This is a genomic window from Aquiflexum lacus (genome assembly GCF_015476655.1).
GTDB lineage: Bacteria > Bacteroidota > Bacteroidia > Cytophagales > Cyclobacteriaceae > Aquiflexum > Aquiflexum lacus.
In genome coordinates this window covers 1-18,301 of sequence record NZ_JABFHF010000027.1, presented here as the reverse complement: position 1 = coordinate 18,301, position 18,301 = coordinate 1, and the positions used below count along the sequence as shown (strand labels likewise).

The 18,301-nt window shown below is 40.1% G+C and carries 12 protein-coding genes; 8 read left to right on the top strand and 4 right to left on the bottom strand.

The features are described 5' to 3' along the window. Positions 1-230 precede the first annotated feature (230 nt). Positions 231-1,274 carry an RluA family pseudouridine synthase gene (locus HMJ38_RS19750; protein WP_194976166.1) on the bottom strand — a complete coding sequence of 348 codons (1,044 nt, stop codon included), beginning with the start codon at positions 1,272-1,274 and terminating at the stop codon, positions 231-233. Positions 1,275-1,293: 19 nt separating this feature from the next. Here HMJ38_RS19750 and HMJ38_RS19745 point away from each other — a divergent pair, with 19 nt between their 5' ends. Next, the gene (locus HMJ38_RS19745; RefSeq protein ID WP_228780162.1) at positions 1,294-2,250 is read left to right on the top strand and encodes a 1-aminocyclopropane-1-carboxylate deaminase/D-cysteine desulfhydrase; all 957 of its coding nucleotides are present in this window, start codon (positions 1,294-1,296) and stop codon (positions 2,248-2,250) included. Here HMJ38_RS19745 and HMJ38_RS19740 read toward each other — a convergent pair. From HMJ38_RS19740 to HMJ38_RS19730, 3 genes are all read right to left on the bottom strand, one after another. Then, on the bottom strand, positions 2,245-2,883 hold the full coding sequence (locus HMJ38_RS19740; protein WP_194976165.1) for an AlbA family DNA-binding domain-containing protein: 639 nt from the start codon (positions 2,881-2,883) through the stop codon (positions 2,245-2,247). The genes HMJ38_RS19745 and HMJ38_RS19740 overlap by 6 nt on opposite strands. 462 nt (positions 2,884-3,345) lie before the next feature. After that, positions 3,346-5,382: an excinuclease ABC subunit UvrB gene (uvrB, locus tag HMJ38_RS19735; protein ID WP_194976164.1), complete on the bottom strand. Its 2,037-nt coding sequence runs from the start codon at positions 5,380-5,382 to the stop codon at positions 3,346-3,348. A 64-nt stretch (positions 5,383-5,446) separates the two neighbouring features. Next, positions 5,447-6,637: an Lnb N-terminal periplasmic domain-containing protein gene (locus HMJ38_RS19730; RefSeq protein WP_194976208.1), complete on the bottom strand. Its 1,191-nt coding sequence runs from the start codon at positions 6,635-6,637 to the stop codon at positions 5,447-5,449. Between the two features lie 38 nt (positions 6,638-6,675). Here HMJ38_RS19730 and HMJ38_RS19725 point away from each other — a divergent pair, with 38 nt between their 5' ends. The 7 genes from HMJ38_RS19725 (at position 6,676) to HMJ38_RS19695 (ending at position 18,177) form a co-directional block, all read left to right on the top strand. Further along, on the top strand, positions 6,676-9,012 hold the full coding sequence (locus HMJ38_RS19725) for a T9SS type A sorting domain-containing protein (protein ID WP_194976163.1): 2,337 nt from the start codon (positions 6,676-6,678) through the stop codon (positions 9,010-9,012). A gap of 101 nt (positions 9,013-9,113) precedes the next feature. Then, positions 9,114-10,427: a gluconate:H+ symporter gene (locus HMJ38_RS19720; RefSeq protein WP_194976162.1), complete on the top strand. Its 1,314-nt coding sequence runs from the start codon at positions 9,114-9,116 to the stop codon at positions 10,425-10,427. Between the two features lie 282 nt (positions 10,428-10,709). After that, positions 10,710-11,174 carry a RidA family protein gene (locus HMJ38_RS19715; protein ID WP_194976161.1) on the top strand — a complete coding sequence of 155 codons (465 nt, stop codon included), beginning with the start codon at positions 10,710-10,712 and terminating at the stop codon, positions 11,172-11,174. Positions 11,175-11,321: 147 nt separating this feature from the next. After that, positions 11,322-12,392, top strand: coding sequence for a dipeptidase (locus tag HMJ38_RS19710; protein WP_194976160.1), 1,071 nt, complete (start codon positions 11,322-11,324; stop codon positions 12,390-12,392). 384 nt (positions 12,393-12,776) lie between these two features. Beyond that, the gene (locus tag HMJ38_RS19705; RefSeq protein WP_194976159.1) at positions 12,777-15,740 is read left to right on the top strand and encodes a SusC/RagA family TonB-linked outer membrane protein; all 2,964 of its coding nucleotides are present in this window, start codon (positions 12,777-12,779) and stop codon (positions 15,738-15,740) included. A gap of 20 nt (positions 15,741-15,760) precedes the next feature. Then, a complete protein-coding gene (locus HMJ38_RS19700; protein WP_194976158.1) occupies positions 15,761-17,374 on the top strand; it encodes a RagB/SusD family nutrient uptake outer membrane protein in 1,614 nt (537 codons plus the stop codon). A gap of 158 nt (positions 17,375-17,532) precedes the next feature. Continuing rightward, a complete protein-coding gene (locus HMJ38_RS19695; protein ID WP_194976157.1) occupies positions 17,533-18,177 on the top strand; it encodes a hypothetical protein in 645 nt (214 codons plus the stop codon). Positions 18,178-18,301: the final 124 nt, after the last annotated feature.

Here is an 18,301-nt window from a genome sequence, read left to right as displayed (position 1 = left end):
AATGTAAAAATATTAAAGAAAAAATACAGTATTTGTAAAATATTTACATTTTTTTAAAAATAATTAATTTTAAATCGATTGCGAAAGCACCACTTTTAATAACTTAACAATGCTAATTGAGTTTCCAATTTGGATTATGGGTTCATTAATAATTAAAGGGTTATCAATGAAGGCAGTAATTGCCAAAACCTAACCTATTATCATTCCTGGATTTTGAATTTCAACAGCACTCAATTCTCATATTTAACGTAATTCTCCCACTTTTCAAGAACATTTGAAAAATCACTAGGCAGAGTAGTTTCAAAGTACATTCTTTCCTTAGTGATGGGGTGAACAAAGCCAAGGGATTTGGCATGTAATGCTTGTCTAGGCATCAGGTCAAAACAGTTTTGTATAAAAGTCTTGTACTTGGCAAATTGGGTTCCCTTTCTGATTTTGTCACCTCCGTACATCGCATCATTGAACAAGGGATGTCCAATATGCTTCATGTGGGCCCGGATTTGGTGGGTTCTACCGGTTTCCAGATTACATTGGATCAACGTGACATAGCGTAACCTTTTGATGACTTTCCAATGGGTAACAGCATGTTTTCCTTGAGAACCATCAGGAAATGACTCCATCACTTTTCTGTTTTTTGCACTTCTACCTACATGGGCGACAATCGTTCCCTCATCTTCATTAGGTTCTCCCCAAACCAATGCCAAGTAAGTTCTGTCAATATCATGGTGGAAAAACTGGTTTGCCAGATTTGTCATGGCAATTTCCGATTTCGCAATTACCAGAAGTCCTGAGGTGTCTTTATCTATCCTATGTACCAAACCTGGCCTTCCTGTATTTCCTGGCAAGGTTGGAAGCTGATTGAAATAATATACCAATCCATTGACAAGTGTCCCGGTCCAATTTCCATGGGCCGGATGGACTACCATTCCCGGGGGCTTGTTAACGATCAAAAGGTAGTCATCTTCAAAAATGATATCAAGCGCAATGGGTTCTGCAATTACTTCGGTATGCATTACAGGCTTTTCCATGTAAACCTTGATCTCATCCAAAGGCTTAATCTTATAATTGGGTTTGACCTGTTTGCCATTCACCAGAACATTTCCTGCTTCAATGGCATTCTGAACCCTATTCCTAGTGGAGTTGGCTACTTTGTCAGTGAGGAACTTATCTATTCTAAGCAAACTTTGCCCTTTGTCCACCACAAAACTGTGGTGCTCAAATAACTCAACTTCTTCATCCTCTTCAAAATTTTCCGGTTCAATCTGATTTCCCATGATGCAAAATTAAGGGCATTTGATAAAGTTTTGGATATTTGGGGTATTATTAATCAAAGAGTTGTTAATTCCCCATCAAATAGAGACACAAGAGCTTGATTTTCCTTTATTGAAGGAAAAGGGAATTCGACTGTCCATCAAAAGACTCGATCAAGTCCATCCGCTAGCTTCGGGTAATAAGTTCTTTAAATTGAAATATAACCTCATTGAAGCTCAAAGATTGGGGGAATCAGTATTATTGACTTTTGGTGGAGCTTATTCCAACCATATTTTTGCTGTTGCCGCAGCCGCAAAAAAACTGGGTTTTGCTTCCATTGGTGTGATTCGTGGAGAAGAACATCAACGTTTAAACCCAACCCTTTCCTTTGCAGCATCTTCTGGGATGCATCTCCATTATATCAATAGGACAGATTACAGAAGGAAAAATGATGAGGAAATTATTCAAAGTTTAGAAAAGGAATTCGGTGATTTCTACCTAATCCCCGAAGGGGGAACAAATGAATTGGCCATTCAGGGGACAAAGGAGATCTTAAATGAATCTACCTATGAATTTTCACATATCGCTACCTCAATCGGAACAGGAGGTACTTTTGCAGGTTTGTTGGACAGCATCGCCCCGCACCAAAAGCTTCTTGGATTTTCAGCTTTGAAAGGGGATTTCATTTTTGATGAAATGACTAACCTGTTTTCAAAGTTCAACATTAAACATTCGTGGGAATACCAGATTTTCAATCAGTTTCATTTTGGAGGTTATGGAAAAACCAATCGGGAACTGATTGATTTTATTCGGTGGTTTTATGATCAATTCCAAATTCCCTTGGATCAGGTTTATACAGGTAAAATGATGTTTGGTATAATAGAGCTTATTCGTAAGGATCATTTTCCTAAGGGGTCTCATTTATTGGCTATCCATACCGGAGGACTTCAGGGAATAGCCGGGTACAACCAAAAATATGGAACATCCTTACCTTTATGATTCTTTGAGGGTGTAAAAATCTTCTATTTCTTGAGGCACTATTTTAATTACATTGGCCAAAACGAGTCTGACCAGCGTTTTTGAAGCCAGAAACCTCGGAAGTTTTGCCAAGCTTTGAAATTCTTTTAGCGTGATTTTGCCTTTATCATTCAGGGTTTTGATCAGGATGTTTTCTTTTTCTCCATAAGTGAAAACCATATCCTTCGGAATTCTCCCTCTTCTGAGGATTTCCCACATTTCCTTACTGGCCTGAATACTTCTATCCCTGACCCGTACAAAAGCTTTCTTTCTGTTTTCTTCCATTAAAAAATGAGGCCTATTGTCGGACTGATTGATCCTGAATACCGCAACACCTTTTTTTTGATTCAATTTCAAAATGTGTAATTGATATTCCAATTTGGGTTTGATATAATCTGAAATGGCCTTTTCCATCACAAAGACTTCTTCTTCTATAAAACGCTGACCGCTTACAGTTCCATCATCATCCACGCCAATCAGCAAATACCCTCCTTCAGTATTTGCCAAAGCAATCAATTCCCTGACTATTTTTTCCGGAAAAGCAGCTTTCTTTTTGAATTCCACCTTCAATCCTTCTCCCTGCTGTGCAATCTTATGTATCTCCTGTAAGGTCATTTTATAAATTAGGATGAGTGGTGGTTTATTGATTGTATTAATTGAGCATGTCCCGGTTTAAAGTATTTAATTGGAGTCTGCTTTTACTTGTCTTAGGTGACAGCTTCTGGTGTTCCGTGATTCCTTCTTGGTAATAATCAGCTGATCTTAGTACGCCTTGTAGGCAGTGGCGAATGGGGCATTGCACATTAAACAATTTTCCCTGCCGCTGTAATTTGATCTTGGTTCCCCGATAAAAGTATCGGGGCAGGCTTTGGATCTTGTTTCTTGTCTCAAACCTTTTCTACCTTCATCCCTTCTCCTTCATCCTTTTTTCCTCTTGATTCTCGCTTCTCGTCTCTCGCTTCTCCCTCCGCCCCCCAGAGATTGCCACGTCGCACGAAGAACTATTCAAAAGATCAATGTTTTTCAAGTGCTCCTCGCAATGAAGCTCTACCCCCCCCTTCATCCCTTATCCCTATATTAAACCCCTCTCTTCATCTGCTCCAACCTATTTTTCAATCCTTGCCATTCATCCCGTAGCCTTGCAGCTTCCATGAAGTTAAGTTCTTTGGCTGCTTTTTCCATCATTTTTTGGGTCTGCACGATTAGTTTTTCCAATTTTTCTTTGCTCAGGTATTGGACTAGTGGATCCGCAGCAACCAAAGTTTCGGCATTGACCGTATCTTCGTAGGATTTGGCATTTTTCTTACTGTCTGCCACCTTGGTCTGCCCCATGATCTTATCCTTGGATTTGATGATGGTGGTTGGAGTTATTCCATGTTCCTCATTGTAGGCAATTTGGAGACTTCGCCTTCTACTTGTTTCATCAATGGCCAACTTCATAGAGGCGGTTACTTTATCGGCATACATGATGACCATTCCATTTTCATTTCTTGCCGCGCGTCCGATGGTCTGTACCAAACTCCGCTCATTTCTAAGAAAACCCTCTTTATCTGCATCCAATATCGCAACAAGAGAAACTTCGGGTAAGTCCAATCCTTCCCGTAAAAGGTTTACCCCAACGAGCACATCAAATACTCCCAATCGAAGTTCCCTGAGGATTTCAACCCTGTCCAATGGTTTCACTTCAGAATGTATATAGCGGCTTTTGACCCCTGTTTTCTCAAGATACTTCTGTAATTCCTCAGCCATTCTTTTGGTAAGGGTTGTTACCAATACCCTATCCCCTGATTTTACCCTTTCATCGATTTCTTCCAAAAGATCATCAATCTGATTGGCGCTCGGCCTGACATCAATGATCGGATCCAGAAGACCTGTAGGTCTGATTATCTGCTCTACCACCACACCTTCGGTTTTTGCCAATTCAAAATCTGCAGGAGTAGCACTGACATAGATGGCTTGATTGATCAGACTTTCAAACTCATCAAAATTCAGTGGTCTGTTGTCTAGGGCTGACGGTAATCTGAAGCCATATTCCACCAAATTGATTTTTCTTGAACGGTCCCCACCCCACATTCCCCGTACCTGAGGTAAAGTGACGTGGCTTTCATCCACGACCAAAAGAAAATCATCTGGAAAATAATCAATCAGGCAGAAGGGTCTTGTCCCCGGCTTTCTCCTGTCAAAATAGCGAGAGTAATTCTCTACCCCCGAACAGTAGCCCAATTCCCTGATCATCTCAAGGTCAAATTCCGTCCTTTCTCTCAATCTTTTTGCCTCAATGAGTTTCATGTCTTTTTCAAAAAAAGAAACCTGACTCATCAGGTCATCTTGTATTTCATGTATAGCTGTATCGATGACGTCCCTGCCCGTAACAAAAAGATTTGCTGGGAAAATTGAGATGATTTTTTCATCTGACAACTTCTTTCCGGTAGCAGGGTCTATTCTTTGCATGGCTTCGATTTCATCTCCCCAAAAGAAAATTCGGAAAGCAAAATCTGCGTAGGCAACAAAAATATCTACTGTATCACCCTTTACCCTGAATGTACCATGGGTCATTTCATTATTGGTCCTGCTGTAAAGGATATCGACTAATTTAAAAAGTAATTGATTTCTTGGGACCCGATCCCCTTCTTGAAGCCGGATGACATTTTTTCCAAACTCTTCCGGATTCCCAATGCCATATATACAGGAAACCGAGGCAACTACGATGACATCTCTTCGTCCGGAAAGAAGAGCCGAGGTTGCACTGAGTCTCAGTTTTTCAATTTCTTCATTGATTGAAAGGTCTTTTTCTATATAAGTCCCGCTAGTGGGGATAAAAGCTTCCGGCTGATAATAATCGTAGTAGGAAATAAAATACTCCACAGCATTTTCCGGGAAAAATTGTTTGAATTCCCCATAAAGTTGTGCTGCCAAGGTTTTGTTATGACTTAGTACCAAAGTTGGTTTTTGAACCTGCTGGATCACATTTGCCACGGTGAACGTTTTGCCTGAACCTGTCACTCCCAATAGCACCTGGGCAGGGTCTCCGTTGTTTACCCCTTCCACCAACTCTTTGATGGCATTTGGTTGATCTCCGGTAGGTTTATAATCTGATACTAATTTGAAGTCCATGTCGTATGTTTAATCAAAAAGGTATAACATTTTCCACACGGTAAATAGTTTATACAATCAAAGATTAAGTGGCTGTATTAACTTTAAACTTCTCGAAGTTATAATAGAGGAAATTGGTTCTGAGGAGAATCACGAGCAGTAAAGGAATAATACTTGGATGAAAGGACTGCCAACCGAAAATCCAAAACACCAAGGTGATATTGGCCATGATCATGGCAAAGAATAAATATTTTTTCACCCATTTGCTGGTGTTATTCTTCCAAAGGGCAAATGCCAAAATCAAGTGGCCTGGAAATGCCCAAAGAATATTCCAATTGTATTTGGTCTGTGAATGGAAGGTAAAGAACCATAATAAAACAATCAAAAGTCCCAATAAACCAAGCACCGAAAAGAAAGCAATATCAAAACCTTTGAACAGTTTTTTTCTTTTAAAGCCCAAATATGTCAGTATCATAATGATGATGGCAAAAAGCCACCATAGGGTATAGGGGTTGAATAAATCCAATTCTGAAGATCTTTCAGGAAACTCCATAATTACATTATTTTCCTTTACCAGGGGTCTTGTCGGGCCATCACCTATAATTATTGCCCTTCCAAAAGCCGCCTCCATGTAATCCGGCAAAAACTGTTTTTCTCTTTCTTTGGCTTTGACATCAATGACAGAACCCAAAGCAAGGTCTATCCCAAAATCAGCCCAAGCCAATCGATAAACATACTCATCGATCATATTCCGAAAAGTTTTTTGTTCTGCCACCGGGTCCTCATTCCAGTCGAGCTGCTTTCCCAAGACTTCCTCCATAGCATCCCTGATTCTGGTGGCGCAATTGTCATAAAAGAAGTCATAGCGGTAAAATCGATTGACAGGCAGGTAATTGACTTTAAGAAATTCTACCATCTTATTAGTTTGTTCAGGGCTCAGGTCTAAAACCTGTTCCCTTACCCCTCGCTGATTGTAATTGTATTCTACCAAAAAACGGTCATAAGATGTCAAACTCAGCATATAGTCCAGTGTCCTCTGAGTGAATTTGACGTAAAAGAAGGGCACATTAAAATCGAATGTTCCATAGTTGAAGACAAAGTCCTGCCCACTGGATTTATCAAACACCCTGATGGCACTATGTCCAAAAGCAGAATACAATTCATCCCCTGGATCGCAGGTCAACAGGCTGATCTGATATTCCTGTGCCGGTGCAAAAAAAATAACCGAATAAATAAACGTATAAGTGAGCAGTAATTTTTTCAAATAAGGATTCATAAAATTAAATTCATGGAGGGTTCTAATCTTTTTCAAAGATGAATTTTTTTAAAGACAAATATTCCAGCTTTTACACAAATTCGGTACGAATTTATGGGAATTATATTGTTTTTTTTGTTTTCATTTTTTTCATCCTTGAGCAGGCAGATGCGCAAATTCCATTAGAAGCCGGGGATTTTAGGACTATAGCCTCAGGGGATTTTGACAATGCTTCTGTTTGGGAGGTATGGGATGGGGTCAATTGGGTACCGGCAGGTTTTGGCGTGAAGCCAAACAGAAATAACAATATTTTTTTGGATCAAGGACATGAGATCAGATTAAATGGGATTGAAGAGGCTAGTAATATTTATTTGTATAGTGCTGCTACACCCGGAAGATTATTGAACCTTCAAAGTTTTGAATTACATATATATGGAGCACTTAGGGCGATGAGGGAAGTCGCGGGCCAATTTGAGCTGAATAATGTCACAAATGCTACCATAGATTGGATTTATCCCGAGTCAGGAAGAATTGTTTTCAAAGGAACTTCAAGAACAGTGGTGGATAGACCTTCCTGGAGTGCAAACACTACAAACAGTAAATTTACAGTAGTTTTTGACCCGAATCCTGGAGAAACATTAATTGTGAATTCAGCATTCAAAGCAAATGCATTTATAATACAATCGGGGACAGTAATTCAAACTGTCAATTCGATGGGATTACCTGCTTGTTCAACATTCTCTTTCAATAACCAAGCGATGTTTAATGGAACAGGGCCATATGGTGATTTGATTATTGAACCTGGAGCTACCTTAATCTCCGAATGCTATTTTCCACTGGCACAAATCATCAGGAGATCGGAGACAATCCCTGCCAATCTAGTCCACCTAAAACCCGGAGCCAATATTGTACTTTTGGGAAATGATCCGGTCATGGATGCTGCCAATTTCCTTTTTGAAGGAAATGTTTATTTCCGCTCTAATGCTGGCAATCAGCGATTAATAAGGACCTCAATGGCAGTTTCAGGAAACCCCAAAACTTATCATAATATCCTTTTCGAAAATGCATCCAATAAGCTTCTCCCGGATTCGGTTTTTTTAAGGGGGGATTTTGTCAGGTTGACAGGAGGGAATATTCTGGAGTCACCCACCTATTTGCGGTTTGAAGGTGCCGGAATACAACAGGTGGTCAATTGGCTAATGGACCTTCAACAGATTGAATTGGATAAGCCATCAGGAAGAGTGGTTTTGTCTTCTGACCTGCGTGCCAAATCCAATTTTTTCATGAAGCAAGGTCAGCTGGATTTCAATGGCTTTGATTTATATGTTAACACCAGTGGAGGGGGTAGCCTTAATTTTTCCGGCGGAAATTGGTTGAATCTCCATCAATTGCACTACAATCAGATTCCAACAAACCTGAATGCTGAAAATGCCACATTTCCTTTTCAAGATACATTCAATGGAGGGGTGAGGAAGATCCGATTATTAGGCAATTCACCCGGAGGAAATCTTTTAGTGAGATTAATGGAAATCCCGGGAGCCAATTGGGACCCGATGTTTGATGATGTTGACGGGACTCCCATATTATACCAATTGAACAGTTACTTTGAGTTTTCAGGTTTGTCGCCAAGTACTGATGATATTGAATTAAGGATTTCCGCAGAGAATTTGATTGTGGACAATGTGGATGATATCAGAATCGTCAGCAATGGACTAGCCGCACCGGGAATACACTTGCCAGGCGCAGACCCTGATACCCTTTGGGCAAGAAGAGATTTGCAATTTGGAGACCTTAATGGCGTAACATTTACCATTGGAAGTTTTCGTGAACTTTCTATTCTTCCAGTATCATGGCTTAATTTCCAAGCCCATTGGAACAAAGGTGAAATCCAAATTTCTTGGTCTACTGCCACGGAATCACAAAATAAAACCTTTTTGATCTACAGATCTTTGGATGGCTTGGACAATTTCCATTTGGTCGGTGAAGTACTCTCCTTGGGCAATAGTGAAACTGTTCAGCAGTATAATTTTACTTATAGAGAAAAACTCACTTCAACCAATGTTTTTTATCGGATCAAACAAGTGGATCAAAATGGAGAAAGCAGTGATAGCAAAGTTTTTAGGTTGGAAGGTATCAAAAATTCTGACCTCGAATCCAAATTACTGCTTTGGCCAAATCCTTATACCTCAGGTCCAATTCAGGTTTCGATACCACAGGAATTAGATGGGAATATCCTCAGCTTAAGGATATTTGATTTCACAGGGCATGTTTATTATTCAGGCAGTTTTAGGGAAGATCAATTGGAGCAAATTGTGGAGGGATTAAATTCGGGACTTTATTTATTCGAGTTAAGTGATGATGGGCAAAGGTATCTTTTGAGGTTTAGGAAGAAGTAAAATATAAACAAAAGTATGACCATTCAAATAATATTGAGGTGACTTCGATAAGTCAATCCCGATTAATTATTTAACTTGGTTCGTTAACCTAGACCCAACCTATGTCATTTGTATTTGTCTTCATCAGTATTTTGGTGCTGATTCTATTGATCACCTGGCTCAAGTTTAATCCATTTATAGCATTTTTGATTTCTTCCATTCTCGCAGGCTTTCTTTTGGGAATACCCCCCGAACTGATTGCAGGTTCGGTCCAAAAAGGAATTGGTGGAATCCTCGGCGACTTGGTAATTGTTATCGTGATGGGTGCCATGTTGGGCAAACTGGTGGCAGAAAGCGGTGCTGCCCAGCGAATATCAGATACATTGATGTCTATTTTTGGCGTCAAAAATGTGACCTGGGCTATGATGGTGACAGGCTTGGTTGTTGGTATTCCGTTATTTTATAATGTCGGATTTGTTTTGTTGGTCCCTTTGGTTTTCACTGTTTCCTATCAGTATAAACTTCCTGCGGTTTATGTAGGGATTCCGTTGTTGGCAGCGCTATCTGTAACTCATGGATTTTTACCGCCACATCCTTCACCGGCGGCTTTGGTCGCACAGTTTGGTGCCAATATGGGTTTGACTTTGGCTTATGGCCTGATCATCGTAATTCCCACAATTATCATTGCAGGTCCGGTATTTGCCAGATTTCTAAAGAATATTGAAGCCAAACCTTTGGAGACTTTTCAGGCCAAGCCTAAAGCTGAGGAAGACCTTCCTGGAACTTTTAATAGTTTCTTCTCTGCTTTGTTTCCGGTTTTCTTTCTGATCGGCACCACGGTTCTCACTTTGAATATGTCCAATGAGCATTGGCTTTTTCCATATATCAAATTCGTAGGAGATCCCGGAATGGTCATGTTGATCTCTTTATTGCTTGCCACATTTACAATTGGTGTCAGGATGAAATTTTCTATTCCTACTTTAATGGACATATATGTGGTTGCTTCCAAAGATGTGGCCATGATTTTGCTCATTATTGCCGGGGCAGGTGCACTGAAGCAGGTATTGATGGATTCGGGGGTGAGTCAGACCATAGCAGATTCTCTCCAAGGTTGGGATGTCCACCCATTGATTTTGGCGTGGACCATTACTGCGATCATCAGGGTTTGTGTAGGTTCTGCCACTGTCGCTGGCCTGACCACCGCAGGAATTATTGCCCCTTTGGTCTCGGGTGGTTCCGTCGATCCCAACTTGTTGGTATTGTCTATCGGGGCTGGAAGTCTGATGTTTTCTCATTTTAATGATGCTGGATTCTGGTTATTCAAAGAATATTTCAACGTCAGCGTCAAGGACACCCTCAAATCCTGGTCATTGATGGAAACCATTGTGGCCGTAGTTGGACTTGGCGGGGTAATGATTTTGGATGCCTTTATCTGATAAATTAGATCTGAATGATGATCGGTGAAAGATGTCGGATGAGCATCCGCTGCCTGCATTACGATGATAAAATCTAAAATTTAACAAATAAACTATTGGGTTTTGACAAATACTTGTATCATTGTAGGTATCCATTTTGATATTTACATAATATCTATGCCAAAGCCAAAAACGAATTTTAAAATATAAAACTCATCTTATCTCCTAAAGGATAGCGATCTATTGTCTACCATTTGACTACAGGTCAGCAGGTCTTATGTCTCACGTCTCATATCTTAAAAAATGAAAACACCAGAAGAAAACTTCTCAGATCTAGGTCTACAACTTCCACCACCACCAAAACCTCTTGGGGTTTATAAGCCTTGTTTGGTAGATGGCAAATACTTATTTCTCTCAGGGCATGGCACAGTTCAAAAAGATGGGACCCTTATTATAGGCAGAATAGGTGAAGACTTAGATATTGAAGCAGGAAAACTTGCAGCAAGGCAAGTAGGCTTGGCCATGCTGGCCACCATAAGGGCAAACATTGGCAGTCTTAATAAGGTAAAAAGAGTAATTAAGGTTTTGGGTATGGTAAACTGTACATCAGATTTTGAAAAACATCCTTATGTCATCAACGGATGCAGTGAGCTTTTTGCTTCCGTATGGGGATCAGAGAATGGAATAGGAGTTAGAAGTGCAGTTGGCTTTGGATCTTTGCCGGATAATATTCCCGTGGAAATTGAAGCGATGTTTGAGTTGAAGTAGATTAATGAGACGGAAGCTCGAAGATAGAAGTAGCGTGAAACTAAGAATTTGACCTTTTCATGTTTTCTTAAGTGCAAACATAAAGAGCCCTCTTAATTTTACCACAAACCACAAACCACAATCTAAAATCTACAATCTACCCTCCAAATGTTCACCATAGACGCCCACCTCGACCTCAGTATGAACGCCCTGGAATGGAACAGGGATCTTAAAAGACCTGTTGCCGAAATCAATTTAAGGGAGAAGGGGCTTAAAGACAAACCTGATAGGGGCAATGCGGTCGTATCCCTTCCTGAATTGAGAAAAGGGAATATCGGATTGGTAGTCGCTACTCAGATTGCCCGATATGTAAAGAAAGACAATCCTTTGCCGGGCTGGCATTCTCCCGAACAGGCATGGGCACAGACCCAAGGACAATTGGCCTGGTACAAAGCCATGGAAGAGCAAGGAGAAATGGTTCAGGTCAATGATCTTGAAAGCCTTGAAAAACATCTTCAGCTTTGGTTGCATGAATTGCCATGGAGCACAAAACCCATAGGATATATCCTTTCTTTGGAGGGGGCAGATTCTATTGTCAATTTAAATTACCTTGAAAAAGCCCATCAGCATGGACTGAGAGCCTTAGGGCCGGCGCATTATGGCCCAGGGAGGTATGCCAATGGAACTGATGCAACGGGGGGACTTGGCATTGATGGAAGAGAACTTTTAAAGGAGATGGAAAGATTGAATATCATTCTGGACGCAACCCACCTATGTGATGACAGTTTCTGGGAAGCGATGGATGTTTTTCAGGGCCATGTTTGGGCAAGCCATAGTAACTGCCGAAAATTGGTGGATCATAACCGTCAATTTTCAGATGAACAGATTAAAGTACTCATTGAGAGAGGAGCCGTGATTGGAGGAGCGTTGGATGCTTGGATGATGGTGCCCGGCTGGGTAAGGGGCAAGTCAACCCCTAAAGCAATGGATTGCAACCTTGAAAAAATGATTGACCACATGGATCATATCTGCCAGCTTGCAGGAAATGCCAATCATATTGGCATTGGGTCCGATTTGGATGGGGCATTTGGTAGTGAGCAGTGTCCTTATGATTTGGAATCCATTGCAGATTTACAATCTATACCATCACTTTTGACCAAAAGAGGATATAATACCAAAGAAATAGAAGGGGTGATGTTCGGTAATTGGATAGGATTACTGAGAAAAGCATGGTCTTAAATACATAAGTCGAGGGCTATGACATTAAGTAAAAAAGATAGCTTATTTCCAAATAAATATAATTATTAATATTTTTTATTAATAAAGTTAAAAATTAACATCCTTTAACAGGAATTGTTAAAATCATTTTTGATTTGAGAATAGATATTTTATGTAAATTCCAAATTATATTTGTATGCAATCGAATCATAAAAGTATGAATTCAGGGTTTTTTACATTTTTACAAAATAAAACGCTAATTGATTACCTTAATTTAAAAAAAACTCAATATCTTTTCCAGAATAATTGTCTTTTTGACAGGAAATAGGTCTAACAAATCTACTTCTTGAAAAAAAAGAACATTCATTAAATATATTCAAACCCATCAATTAAACCCATTAATCAATGAAAAAACAATTTACAAGGTATTTCCTGTTGTTGTTTCTCATGGGATGTTCGGTGATTAATTTTGCCTACGCCCAGCAGGGACAGATTACAGGAAAAGTGGCTGAATCGGATTCCGGAGAGGGAATTCCTGGAGTCAGTGTTATTGTAAAGGGCACCACTAGAGGTGCTATTACAGATTTGGACGGAAACTTTACTATTTCAGCAGGTGACAGTGACGTCTTGGTATTTTCTTTTATTGGATTCACGACCATTGAAGAAGCAGTTGGAAATAGGTCTATCATCAATGTAGCTTTATCACCTTCAGTTCAAGCCCTCAACGAGGTCATTGTCGTAGGCTACGGAACTCAAGAAAGAAAGGAAATTACCAGTGCAGTAACGAGTGTCAAAGCTGAAAACTTCAACCAAGGTACAGTTAATGACCCGAGGCAATTGCTGCAAGGTAAAGTGGCAGGCCTTAATATAGCGAGACCAGGTGGAAACCCAAATGGAGGTTTCAATATGCGTTTGAGAGGGATCTCCTCCATTGGTGAGAATGCTGAACCATTGGTAGTAATTGACGGTGTAATCGGTGGTTCTTTGGCGACTGTTGATCCCAATGACATCGAATCCATTGATGTATTGAAAGATGGTTCAGCTGCGGCTATTTATGGAACAAGGGGTTCAGCCGGTGTAATTCTGGTAACGACCAAAACAGGTAAAACTGGTAGGACTGTTGTAGAATACAATGGAAGCGGTGCTGTAGAAAATGTAGCCAGAACCATTTCGGTCATGACGGCTGACGAATACCGTCAAGTACCGGGTATGGTTGACTTAGGTGGAAATACCAATTGGTTGGATGAAGTTACCAGTACTGCATATACCAATGTTCACAATTTATCCCTAGGTGGAGGTTCTGCTACTACCGCTTACAGGGTTTCCATCAACTCCAGAAATGCAGAGGGAGTAGGTATCAACTCAGGCTTTAACCAACTGAATGCAAGGTTAAACCTTACCCAAAGGGCCTTGAAGGATAAAGCAATTTTTACCGTCAATATTTCAAATACTTCTATTGACAGAAGGTTCGGAAATGATAATTCATTCCGTTATGCCATTGTAAGTAATCCAACAGTTCCCGTATTTGATCCTAATCCACAAAGCCCTGATTTTGGTGGATATTATGAGCGGGATATTTTTGATTGGTTCAACCCTGTTTCTATCGCTGAGCAAAATATAGCTGATGGACGTGACAGTAGATTATTGGCCAGTATTCGAGGCGAATATAATTTTACAAGTAAATTCCGTGCTGCTGTTTTCTACGCAACCCAGCGTGAAAGTGATTGGAGGGGCAATTATTCTCCAAAAACAGCTAAATTTGGAGGCGGATTTGGTCGAAATGGATTGGCTTCAGTCAGAAATCAAGAGAGGTTGAATGACCTGTTTGAAACAACTCTAAATTATGATACCAATGCAGGGAAACTAAATATGGCGTTTTTAGGTGGATATTCATTCCAGGAGTTTTTCAATCAGGGGAGCTTTATCGAGGCGGGAGACTTTTTAACAGACGTATTTACTTACAATAATGTAGGCGCAGCCCTAGATTTAGCAAATGGTTTGGCCAATGTCTCAAGTTTTGCAAATCAGAATAGGTTGGTAGCTTTCTTTGGTCGTGCTAACTTCAATTGGGACGATACTTATTTATTGTCTGTCAGTGCTAGGTATGAAGGTTCTTCTAGATTTGGTGCCAACAATAAGTGGGGTTTATTCCCAGCCATCAGTGCCGGCGTGAACATCGCCAATCTAGTAGATATACCCACCGTAAGTGCCATGAAAGTAAGAGCAAGTTATGGTAGGACTGGAACTCAACCTGGCCAATCTTATCTTTCTTTGTTAAGATTTGGTCGTCAAGGTAACTTCTTCTACAATGGTAATTTCGTTCCTTCGTTTGGCCCTGTATCAAATCCCAATCCTGACTTGGCTTGGGAAACAAAAGATGAATACAATTTCGGAATGGATTTTGTAATTTTAAATAACAAAATAGACGGTTCCTTTGATTATTATACGAGGGTAACCACAGGAATGCTTCTTCCTATCAACGTTCCTGTTCCACCAAACCTTTTCCCGCAAACAGTTTTGAATATAGGAGAAATGGTGAATTCAGGAATCGAATTTATGGTCAACTATCAAGCTGTTCAGAAAGGACAGTTCCGCTGGACTACAGGTTTGAATTTCTCTACTTTGAGAACAAACCTACGTAGCTTGTCCGCGGGAGACCTTTCGTTTGGTGAGGTGAATTACCGTTCAAATTTCGGGTCTCCTGGACAAAACCTGACCCAATTGATCAGGGTTCAGGAAAATGGTCCTTTAGGTCAGATTTGGGGGCCATTATTTGACGGTGTCAATGAAAATGGTAGCCCAAGATTGAAAGTTATCGACGGTTCCGCTGTTGATGATAACGGTAATCCGGTGTACTGTAACTGTAACGATGACAGGACTCAATTAGGAACGGCTTATCCCACTTTCAACTTTGGTTTCAACAATACGATTAACTACAAAAACTGGGATTTGAATTTCTTCTTTAGAGGTTCTATCGGTCACTACTTGATCAACAGTTATAGAGGTTTCTATGAAAACACTGAAAGTACCACAGTTCAAAACTATAACATTGTAAATACTAAATATTATGACCCTTCCATCAACGTGGCTCAGTATAACAGCAGTCATGTGGAGAAAGCAGATTTTGTGGTTTTGGATAACGCGACCTTAGGTTATAATTTTAATATAGGACAAGGAAGAAGTGTTTCCAGATTGAGGACGTTCATATCTGTGCAGAATCCTTTCATGTTTACAGGATACACTGGTGTTGATCCCGAAGTTAGGTACCTTGATTCTGAAAATGGTGACCCATTGGCGCCAGGAATCGAGCGTAGAGCAACTTATTTTACTACTACTATCACCACACTTGGAATTAACGTCAGTTTCTAAGCTAAAACAATTAAGATCTTATGAAAAATATACTAAACATACGATACTTCCTAATTGGCCTGGGGATGAGTTTTTTCGCTTCATCCTGTGTTGATTTGGAGGAACAAGTATTCAGTGATGTAACTGCAGACAACTTCTTTCAGACTGAAGAAGAGTTTATCTCAGCATTGGGTGCAGCATATAGGTCCTTAGGTGGATTAGGAAACCATTCGGGCCTTTGGTCCATCAATGAGATATCATCAGATGAGATTGTTGTTTCTCATAAAGGTGGAGACTGGTTTGATGGAGGGGTTTTGTTGCAATTGCACCAACATGACTTTCTGCCTGATAATCCCTTCTTCCAAAACTCATGGAACTTCCTTTTTGGTGGAATCAATACCTGTAACAGGTTGATTTTCTCCTTTGAGACTTTGGATAATCCCAATTCTCCAGCGTTTATAGCGGAATTGAGGGCATTAAGAGCTTTGTACTATTATTGGGCAATGGATGCTTTTGGGAATGTACCTTTGGTGACAGATTTTACTGATTTGGAATCTCCTTCAACAAAGCCAAGACAAGAAATCTATAATTTCATCCTTTCTGAGTTGAATGAGATTATTCCGTTATTGCCTACTGCAAAAGATGGTACTACCTATGGCAGAATGACCAAGTGGTCAGCTTTGATGATCAGAATGAAAATGTATCTCAATGCTGAAGTGTATACAGGTACAGCGCAATGGGCCTTGGCAGCTGCTGATGCAGAAGAGATTATCAATACCGGTCCTTATAGTTTAAACCCAACTTATCAAGGTAATTTTGCTATTAATAATGCAGGATCTGCTGAAAATATATTTGTTTATCCTTATGACAAGGTGTTTGCAGGGGGCTTTAACTGGGTGATGATGACCTTGCACATTGCCAGTCAGGCAACTTTCAACCTTACCCAACAGCCATGGAATGGATATCAGACTGTGGAAGAGTTTTATAATTCCTATGTTGATCCTGTCCAAAATCCTGGAGTTCAAGGACCTGTTTGGAAGGGTCTTGCCTTGGAACAGTCAGTAGGTACAGTTGATGGAAGGTTAAGTAATTTCTTGGTTGGTCCTCAATTTAGATCTGATGGATCAAGATTGGAAGATCCGGGAGTGGAAACAAATGATCCTGATGGTTTACCAATTACCTTTATGCCTTTCCTAAATGAGATCTCTCCAGGAGGTTTGAGACAAGCAGGTGCCAGAATTGCAAAATACGAGTTTGAAATGGGTGGTACTAACAACATGAGCAATGACTTTGTTGTCTTTAGGCTGTCTGATGCCATTCTTTCCTTGGCTGAAGCTAGATTTAGACTTGGACAGACAGCAGAAGCACTTGCTTTGGTCAATCAAATCAGGGAAAGGGCAGGTAATCTCGAACCATTTACTACACTTACTGAACAAAACCTTTTTGAGGAAAGAGGAAGAGAGATGTATGTGGAAATGACAAGAAGACAGGATCTGATCAGATTCAAGAAGTATGGTGAAGCTTGGTGGCCATTCCAGGGAATGAACCGTCCAAAGAGAGTTCATGCTCCAGGTAGCCATTGGGAATTGTTCCCTATTCCTGAACCACAGCTTTTGGCCAATCCTAACTTGAGTCAAAACCCAGGTTATAATTAAAAAAATAAATTCCAGAAATTCTGAGCAAGCTGAGATGTTTATTTCAGCTTGCTTTTTTATTTCCAGATCTTAATCACAAGAGAAAAATCACAAGAGAGATTGAAGAATTAATGGAAAATCATTTACTTGGCCTTAATTCTATAAACACCCAGATCCAAATGAATTTGAATTATAAGAATCAACGTAGGTCATTATATAGACTGCTCAAAAATAATATTTCGATAGTTTTCATCACAGGTTGGCTGATCAGTATTCAAGCTTGTGACAGCTCTTCGTTCAGGTTTGGGGAAGACAAGATTAGTCAAACAGACAGCTTGTTCTTTGGTATTCATTTGGGTATGGCCCAAAAAGATTTCTTTGACCATTGTACGGAACTCAATAAGCAACAGATGATTACCCAAGGGCCGGGCGGAAATACCAATGTCGAACACAGGATCAAGAACGAGTTTGACAATGAAGTCAGTATGCGCTTTTTCCCTACTTTTATTGACAATAAAATCTTTGAAATGCCTGTAACTTATTCATACATCGCTTGGGCGCCCTGGAACAAGCAGTATTGGGCGGATAGCCTTTTGGGAAAAGTATTGGTAAAATACAAGGAATGGTATGGAGATGATTTTAAATTACTCAATCATCCCACACAGGGAAAAGTTTACTACAAAATAGACGGAAAAAGAAGGATCAACCTTTTTATCAAAGATGAACAATTTGTCCAAGCAGTATTTACTGATTTAAAAGTAGAAAAAAGACTGAAGGAGGAATTTGAAGAAAGCCTTAAAAAAGAAGGGGAACCGGTAGATTGAGGTAGGAAGGCTTTGGCAAAAAAAACCTCTGAATTTTCAGCGGTTTTAAGAGTAGCTTCGACAAGAATCCCTGCCTGCCGGCAGGCCATAGCCGTCAGGCTAAGCACATAAACTGTTGATTTAA

Coding starts and splice junctions, on each gene's coding strand:
- HMJ38_RS19750 (WP_194976166.1), bottom strand. CDS start 1,274: ATGGGAAATCAGATTGAACCGGAAAATTTTGAAGAGGATGAAGAAGTT.
- HMJ38_RS19740 (WP_194976165.1), bottom strand. CDS start 2,883: ATGACCTTACAGGAGATACATAAGATTGCACAGCAGGGAGAAGGATTG.
- uvrB (WP_194976164.1), bottom strand. CDS start 5,382: ATGGACTTCAAATTAGTATCAGATTATAAACCTACCGGAGATCAACCA.
- HMJ38_RS19730 (WP_194976208.1), bottom strand. CDS start 6,637: ATGAATCCTTATTTGAAAAAATTACTGCTCACTTATACGTTTATTTAT.
- HMJ38_RS19725 (WP_194976163.1), top strand. CDS start 6,676: ATGAATTTTTTTAAAGACAAATATTCCAGCTTTTACACAAATTCGGTA.
- HMJ38_RS19720 (WP_194976162.1), top strand. CDS start 9,114: ATGTCATTTGTATTTGTCTTCATCAGTATTTTGGTGCTGATTCTATTG.
- HMJ38_RS19715 (WP_194976161.1), top strand. CDS start 10,710: ATGAAAACACCAGAAGAAAACTTCTCAGATCTAGGTCTACAACTTCCA.
- HMJ38_RS19710 (WP_194976160.1), top strand. CDS start 11,322: ATGTTCACCATAGACGCCCACCTCGACCTCAGTATGAACGCCCTGGAA.
- HMJ38_RS19705 (WP_194976159.1), top strand. CDS start 12,777: ATGAAAAAACAATTTACAAGGTATTTCCTGTTGTTGTTTCTCATGGGA.
- HMJ38_RS19700 (WP_194976158.1), top strand. CDS start 15,761: ATGAAAAATATACTAAACATACGATACTTCCTAATTGGCCTGGGGATG.
- HMJ38_RS19695 (WP_194976157.1), top strand. CDS start 17,533: ATGAATTTGAATTATAAGAATCAACGTAGGTCATTATATAGACTGCTC.